The sequence below is a fragment of the Terriglobus sp. YAF25 genome (assembly GCF_052113305.1).
Lineage (GTDB): Bacteria > Acidobacteriota > Terriglobia > Terriglobales > Acidobacteriaceae > Terriglobus.
This window is the reverse complement of sequence record NZ_JBFRCY010000556.1, coordinates 1-6,747: the sequence shown is the minus strand read 5'-3', so window position 1 is coordinate 6,747 and position 6,747 is coordinate 1. Positions and strand designations below refer to the sequence as shown.

Sequence of the window (6,747 nt, the reverse complement as noted above, 5' to 3'; positions counted from 1 at the left end):
ATTGTTTAACGGCTGAGTCGCGTGCTTGCCCTTCCATCGAGGGAGCCTTACTGACTCCGAGTTGTTCCATCAGCGACATAAGGTTCCAATCGGCCCATTGTTCAACGATCTTGCCGCCTTCGATACGGTAGATCGATGTCCCTGTGACCGTTGCCTTGCGGTTGGTGGGTTGCATGCCGAGAAATTCGGCTTTGTGAGTGCCCTGGGCTGTCCAGTGGTGCACGACTTCATTGCGTTCGGCGATGGTATCGTCGATCGAAAACTTGAGGTCAGGAAAGCCCTTCTTGCACATACCTATATGACGTTTGAGGTTGTCCGCTCCCGAGGTGAGGGCGGGAAAGACAGGATCATGGATACGACAGTTATCCGAAACCAGTTCACCGATCGATTCCAGCTTCCCCTGGCTCCAACACTCGTCCATGAACCTACGTGCGATTTGCTTGGTATCTGTGGCCATCGCAGTCCCCTTTCTGGGCCGGGATTATAGACCCCTCTTGTAAGGACTTGAAATCGGCAGCCCGCGCCTGGGATAAAACTGCCGGATTACTGACAAAACACCCAGAAACCCGGCAATATCGCTATGATCGACTAATTCCACAGGACATAACGCCGATGATAGGCGGCTTTTACCTTTGCTTCCTGCACCGCCCCTTTCTTATAGGGTTCCGTTGGACAAATCAGAAAGTCGGCAAAAAGATCAGCGTTAAGCTGACAAGCACCAGTTGGCTTCGCTCCAGCCCGGAGCCATGCTTCAACCCTCTGCCAGGAGGACTCGTCCGGCTCGAAGTCGCGGTGTGTTCCGATGTGCCAGATGCGAAGCTGGCCATCCCCACAATACTCGTGTGCACGGCCGTGAATCACTCTGCAGGATTCAGTTGTTTGAGCTTCAGAACTCAGAGTAAGCAGGAGACAAACTATTGCAATCCTTCTCACCATTCGGTCCCTTCCATGTCACATTCAATCCGAAAGCGTACCAGATTGCTCTACTCGGGCCGGAGCAATCCGTTTTACATCTACTAGAGCTCTGAGCGCTGAAGGCCGGGGTCCCCAATGAACGCGTTCATTGGGGTGGAAAAGCGTGTTCTATACCGGCCTGGGGCAACGCTCCAGGTCTTCGGCACATTGAATGATCGAGAGCCGAAGGCCCGCTCTATAACTCTGCAGTGAGGTGCGAAGTTGTCGATACAGCCTCTTCAGCCGGCCTTCCGAAAGGTGAGGTTGTAGCGAACGGCTCCAAGCTGCGAATGCATGCCGTCTCGCAGTGGCGCAATGCCGTGATAACGCAACCGCGCAGGCCCTCCCCACACAAGCACGTCGCCATGGATTACCTGGATGCGTTGAATCGGGTCTGTTCGCTTCAGTCCACCAAAGAGAAAGGTCGCAGGCAGGCCTAACGAGACCGAGACGATCGGCTGCGTATAGTCACGCTCATCCTTGTCCTGATGCAATGACAGTTTCGAGCCCGGTTCGTACCGGTTGATGAGGCATGCGTCCGGGGCGAACCCTAGGAAGCCTGCCTGTTTCGCAGCGCCAGTCGCCAGCTCTTTGAACGCCGCCGGCATCTCGGGCCAGGGCTCATTCGTCTGCGGATCGATGTGGTCATAGCGATAACCGGTTCGATCTGTCACCCATCCCAGCTCGCCGCAGTTCGACATCGCGACTGACATACGGAATCCGCTCGGCGTCACCATATTGCGAAATGGCGACTGTTCGGTGACGCGCTTCAGAGCGGAAAGTAAATCGTGCTCCACAGCAAGCGCGAAGCCGGCGAGAACTGCCGTGCCTGGACCGAGAAGATCCTTTGGTAGCGGTGACGGCGCCTGAGTTTGGAAGAGCCGCTGGGTCATAGTTCTCCACTATGTGGCGTCATGAAAGATAACGCCAACGGTATAACGTTGTCCCGACCGCAGACGACTGACGCCATGACGAAGATTCACCCGATAACTGCCGCGCGCGCCTTGCACCGGGCGGTGGTGAACCGCAAAAGCGACAGCATCTCCCTGGCGCAGCGGCACAACTTCAGCCCGGCTCTGCATTCTTGGGCGCTGTTCAGTCAGGACAAACTCGCCGCCGGTAAAATCCTTCCCCGGCTCCGACAGAAGAAACGCTACCTGAACGGGAAAGACATGCTCGCCATAGAGGTCCTGGTGCAGGCAGTTATAGTCTCCAGCGCCATACTGCAACAGCAGCGGTGTAGGCCTCAATTGCCCTGCCTGATGACAGCGCTCGATGAACGCAGCGTGTTCGGCCGGATAGCGGATGTCGATGCCCATCTGTTCGTTCCAACGATTCGCAATCGGAGCCAGTCTCTCGTAAAGCGACGTGCGCAGCCCCTGCAGCAACGCAGGCAGCGGATAACGGAAGTACTTGTACTCGAATAGGACACTCCGATTCTTGCTTTCAAACTTGGGCCGTCTGCGATGCGTGGGGCAAAGCACTTTGGCGGCAAGATCCGGGATGTGATCGGCACTCTGTCCGGTTAGGTTTTGACCTGCAGAGCGACATCTTGTCTCTGCTATCTCAACCCAAAGGAACACAAGTATGTCGAAGGAAGCACAGAACAAGGCTCTCGTCGGACGCTGGTTCACCGAGTTCTGGGGACCAACGGTCAACCTCAACGTCGTTGATGAACTTGCGGCCCCGGACATGTTGCTGCAGTATTCACTGCACGAGCCACGCCGCGGCCACGAAGATATCAAGGCATTTATGACGGGATTCCGCCAGGCCTTCCCCAACCTCAACTTCTGGGGAGCGGCGGATCTCATCGCTGAAGGTGACTACGTCGTCGGACGCTGGGAGGGTGGCGGTACACACACCGGACCGGCCTTCAGCGATTTCCTGGCCGGATCATTGCCCATGAACAGCGGCCGCAAGATGCACTTCACCGGGACCACCGTTCTCCGCATCAAGGATGGAAAGATCGCCGAGGAGGTTGGTCTGGACGATGGCGTCACCGCGCTCACGCAACTCGGACTGATTCGAACCGCTTAAAGAGAAGCGGCAGCCATAATTCGGCTGCCGCCCTCTTCGGTGAACGCTAGGGTGTGTCCTAGGCCGCAACAGCCACAGACTGTGGATTCTTAGAACGATAGATGCGATAGTCGTAACCCTCTGTGACGAAGGAAAGATACGGCATACTGTCCGCGACGTTTGCATAGACGGGGAAATCCATAATGACCCAGACATCGCGGAAGGACGACTCCAGAGACCGTCCCAGGTTCTCCAGAACAGTCCGCATCACCTCTTCGCCGAACGGATTGAACAGGTACACGACCAGCTTTTCGTCTGGAAACCGGAATTCCATCGCATTCACGTTCATGCACGTTGCGGAGCACAGGCGTGCGCGATCGTCGTTGTGAAGATTCAACTTCGCGAGATCGCTCAGCTCCTTGCGCAACTCCACCCCGATGGCGGTACGGAAGGAATACTCCTCCAGAGCCATAAGAAGCATGCGTCCTTTGCCGCAACCGACGTCGATGAAGGTGTACTCCTGAGGATTCGTCACCGGCAGAGCCTGCAGCACACGCCGCGCACATTTGGGACGGATCGGGACATAGGTATGGTTGGTGGTATCGGTTTCCCAGCCCTTGCGAGCCTGGTCGGCACGGTCAGCCGAAGTATCCGTGCCATGACGCCAGTCAAACCACCAGTCCTCAAAATCAGTGTTGAGTTTGATCAGCTGCGGCACGCCCGGGATTTTGCGAATCGCCTGACGGAGCATAGTGCGGTGATCATAGCAACCGGAAAATTCCGCGACTATGGCAAGAATCTATCTTTGAAGATGGCATGAATCTCTAGTACGAATCTGTAGGTCGGCTTCTATAGATCCCCTGTCCAGGTGTCCCATCCCTCGGTAGGGTAAGCGCTGAAGGCGCGCTCTATACCAGCCTGGGGCAACGCCCCAGGTATCCGACCCAAAGAAATGTAAAGGGCTGAAGGCCCGCTCTATAGTTCGGTGGCTTCCTGCCCACCCTAACTTTGTGAGGGTGGGGCACCCGGGCTGGGAAGAATCGGTCGAACAGCAGATTCTCCGCTATCGCTGCGAAATGACAAAAAAATACACCCTATATGTCGACACGCCCTAGGTGGGAACACCCAAATTCCTTCGCTACGAAATGACAAAAAAACTCAACCTCCAGCAATCTGGCCAAAGACTCTCAACAAATTCCCACCCCAGAACTTCCTGATGCGCTCTTCCGAATAGCCTCGCCGCAACATACTCTCCGTAATCATCGGCAGATCGCGGACGTCCCGCATGCCGCGCGCCAGCGTTGGCCCACCATCGAAATCGCTGCCTAGCGCGACGTGATCTTCTCCCACCAGCCGGATCACGCGGTCAACCACATCGACCCAGTTGTCCACGCTCATCTGGACTTCTGCGGGAACTTCAGCGCCCAGCATGGGATATCCCGGCGCCACAAGTTCATCGACCTCGTAGATCGACTTCCCCCGAACGCGCGTCGGAACATCGGTGGTGTCCCAGAAGGTCTTGCGGCGATGCTCCGTGATCCATGCATACTCCTTTGGATAGGCGAACTCGCTGCCGATCTGAATGCCGAGCACGCCACCCTTCGCCGTCAGCTTCTGCAACAGGCTGTCCGGGATATTTCTGGGAATATCATTCACGCTGCGCAGCCCGTGATGCGTAGCGACCACCGGATGATCGCTCACCTCGATGGCCTGCTGCATCGTCGTATCCGCCGAGTGCGAGACATTGATGACCATGCCCAACCGGTTCATCTCCCGGATCAGCTTGCGCCCGTTGTCTGTAAGTCCATTCGCCTTTGCCGGAGAACAGCAGGCATCCGCGTAATGCTGGTTCCAGTTATGAGCAGAGAGCTGTGCCGAGCTCAGCCCCCTGGCATGCAGCTCACGAAGCACGCCAAGGTCACCGTCGAGATCGTAACTGCCCTCAATATCAAGGACCGCCGCCAGCCTGCCCGATGCCGCTGCGGCTTGAACCTCGGAGGCTTTGCGCGCCAGCACGACCTTGTCTCGATTCAGCGCCAGTTGGCGGTATGCGTGATCGATACGCCGCAGCGTCTGCTTGGTCTCGAAGCGGCCGGGATAGTACTCCTCCGGCACAAAGATAGAGAGGAAGAAGGCCTTCTCTCCGCCTTCCTTGGCACGGACAAGGTCCCACTGCCCCTCGTTCGAACGCTCTCCCATACTGCCACCGTGATAGAACTCGCGGTCGAGCGCGTGGACGTGACCATCGAAGATCAGCATCTGCTGATGGGCTTTAGCCTTGGGCCTTCTTTGTCTGACAAGAAAAGGCCCAAGGCTAAAGCCCATTTCCATGTTGAGCCTATAGACCGTGGCCTGAAGGCCACGGCTCCCGCCGATTCGAGCTTCGCTCGAATATCCCACCCATTGCTGGGCGCAATGGATGGGGCACCCAGAGCATAGGCCCCATTATTGATGCCCCCCATCCAACCCTCTCAGCGTCGTTCCACATGAGGCCCCACCGCAAAAATGCGATACTGCAAAAAGCAGATCGAGATCGACAATGAATACCCCCAGCGAGCTGAACGAGGTTGTTCTCCCCCAAAACGTAGTTGGCCCGCTGACGCGATCGGCGATCTTTCTAGTGTTGTGTATCCACCAGGATGACGACGCTTACACCCGTATTCGCGAGTTCTGTGCCGGTCTCTCCGGCCTGGTTCGCGCGGTGGAGTTTCGCGATGTCGAGGCAGGCCTGACCTGCGTCGCCGGATTCGGTTCCGATGCCTGGGACAAGCTCTTCGGAGCGCCCCGTCCAGCCGAGCTGCACCCCTTTCGCGAGATCCGCTCGGGCAACCGTCACGCCGTCTCCACACCGGGCGACCTGCTGTTCCATATCCGCGCCAGGCGTATGGACCTGTGCTTCGAGCTGGCAACGCAGATCATGGAGAGCATTGGGGATGTGGTTTCTGTCGCCGATGAAGTACACGGCTTCCGCTACCTCGACGATCGCGACGTGATGGGCTTTGTTGACGGCACGGAAAATCCCCGTGGGGACACCGCACGCGATGCGGCGATCATCGGCAGCGAAGATCCGGCATTTACAGGCGGAAGCTACGTGATCGTGCAGAAGTACCTTCACGACATGAAGGCATGGAACGCTCTTCCGACCGAGATGCAGGAACGCATCATCGGCCGCCGCAAGCTCTCCGATATAGAGCTAAGCGACACCGACAAGCCCGCCTATGCGCACAATGCGCTTACCAATATTGAAGAGAACGGCCGCCAGTTACAGATTCTGCGAGACAACATGCCATTCGGACGTCCGGGGCACGGTGAATTCGGGACATACTTTATCGGCTACAGCCGCACGCCGCGCATCACCGAAATGATGCTGGAGAACATGTTCATCGGCCGCCCACCTGGAAATTACGACCGGCTGCTCGACTTCAGCCAGCCTGCAACGGGCAGCCTGTTCTTCGTTCCGACAATGTCGTTCCTCGACGATGTCACGGCCGACGCACCAGCAGCGGCAGAGAACACAGCGGCGCCGGTTAGCGAACCGCCCGTGCCCGTGCCGGCGCCTGCTTCCATTGCCATAAACGACACCTCACTCAAGATAGGATCACTGAAGGGAGAACGAAATGAATAACCTTCACCGCGAACTTGCACCCATCTCCGAGGCAGCATGGGATCAGATTGAAGAAGAGACGACAAGAACGCTGAAGCGCTATCTGGCCGGCCGGCGGGTTGTGGATGTTCCAGGTTCAGGAGGAATCGCTTTCCCCGGTGTAGGAACAGGAC

8 protein-coding genes are annotated in these 6,747 nt (G+C 57.2%); 3 read left to right on the top strand and 5 right to left on the bottom strand.

The genetic code is table 11. The features are described 5' to 3' along the window. The 3 genes from AB4043_RS19995 to AB4043_RS19985 all read right to left on the bottom strand — a co-directional run. Positions 1 to 421 (bottom strand): ester cyclase (locus AB4043_RS19995; protein ID WP_442307885.1); only part of this gene is annotated, 421 nt, incomplete at its 3' end. Positions 422 to 1,193: 772 nt separating this feature from the next. Then, positions 1,194 to 1,847: a DNA oxidative demethylase AlkB gene (alkB, locus tag AB4043_RS19990; protein WP_442302157.1), complete on the bottom strand. Its 654-nt coding sequence runs from the start codon at positions 1,845 to 1,847 to the stop codon at positions 1,194 to 1,196. Between the two features lie 9 nt (positions 1,848 to 1,856). Beyond that, positions 1,857 to 2,438 carry a 2OG-Fe(II) oxygenase gene (locus AB4043_RS19985; protein ID WP_442307884.1) on the bottom strand — a complete coding sequence of 194 codons (582 nt, stop codon included), beginning with the start codon at positions 2,436 to 2,438 and terminating at the stop codon, positions 1,857 to 1,859. A gap of 103 nt (positions 2,439 to 2,541) precedes the next feature. Between AB4043_RS19985 and AB4043_RS19980 the strand changes: the two genes are divergently transcribed. After that, positions 2,542 to 2,991, top strand: coding sequence for an ester cyclase (locus AB4043_RS19980; protein WP_442302155.1), 450 nt, complete (start codon positions 2,542 to 2,544; stop codon positions 2,989 to 2,991). A gap of 58 nt (positions 2,992 to 3,049) precedes the next feature. Here AB4043_RS19980 and AB4043_RS19975 read toward each other — a convergent pair whose 3' ends face one another. Next, complete coding sequence (locus tag AB4043_RS19975; protein ID WP_442302154.1) at positions 3,050 to 3,688, bottom strand: class I SAM-dependent methyltransferase; 639 nt, start codon at positions 3,686 to 3,688, stop codon at positions 3,050 to 3,052. Positions 3,689 to 4,128: 440 nt separating this feature from the next. After that, positions 4,129 to 5,229 (bottom strand): dipeptidase, encoded by a 1,101-nt coding sequence (locus tag AB4043_RS19970; RefSeq protein WP_442307883.1) that lies wholly within the window; start codon positions 5,227 to 5,229, stop codon positions 4,129 to 4,131. A gap of 280 nt (positions 5,230 to 5,509) precedes the next feature. Here AB4043_RS19970 and AB4043_RS19965 point away from each other — a divergent pair, with 280 nt between their 5' ends. Next, positions 5,510 to 6,595: a Dyp-type peroxidase gene (locus AB4043_RS19965; RefSeq protein ID WP_442307882.1), complete on the top strand. Its 1,086-nt coding sequence runs from the start codon at positions 5,510 to 5,512 to the stop codon at positions 6,593 to 6,595. Then, on the top strand, positions 6,588 to 6,747 hold a 160-nt coding region (locus AB4043_RS19960; protein ID WP_442307886.1), incomplete at its 3' end, for an encapsulin. The genes AB4043_RS19965 and AB4043_RS19960, both read left to right, overlap by 8 nt.

What these genes read in the sequence shown, in the direction of transcription:
- alkB (WP_442302157.1), bottom strand. Translation starts at nt 1,847, where the DNA reads ATGACCCAGCGGCTCTTCCAAACTCAGGCGCCGTCACCGCTACCAAAG.
- AB4043_RS19980 (WP_442302155.1), top strand. Translation starts at nt 2,542, where the DNA reads ATGTCGAAGGAAGCACAGAACAAGGCTCTCGTCGGACGCTGGTTCACC.
- AB4043_RS19970 (WP_442307883.1), bottom strand. Translation starts at nt 5,229, where the DNA reads ATGCTGATCTTCGATGGTCACGTCCACGCGCTCGACCGCGAGTTCTAT.
- AB4043_RS19965 (WP_442307882.1), top strand. Translation starts at nt 5,510, where the DNA reads ATGAATACCCCCAGCGAGCTGAACGAGGTTGTTCTCCCCCAAAACGTA.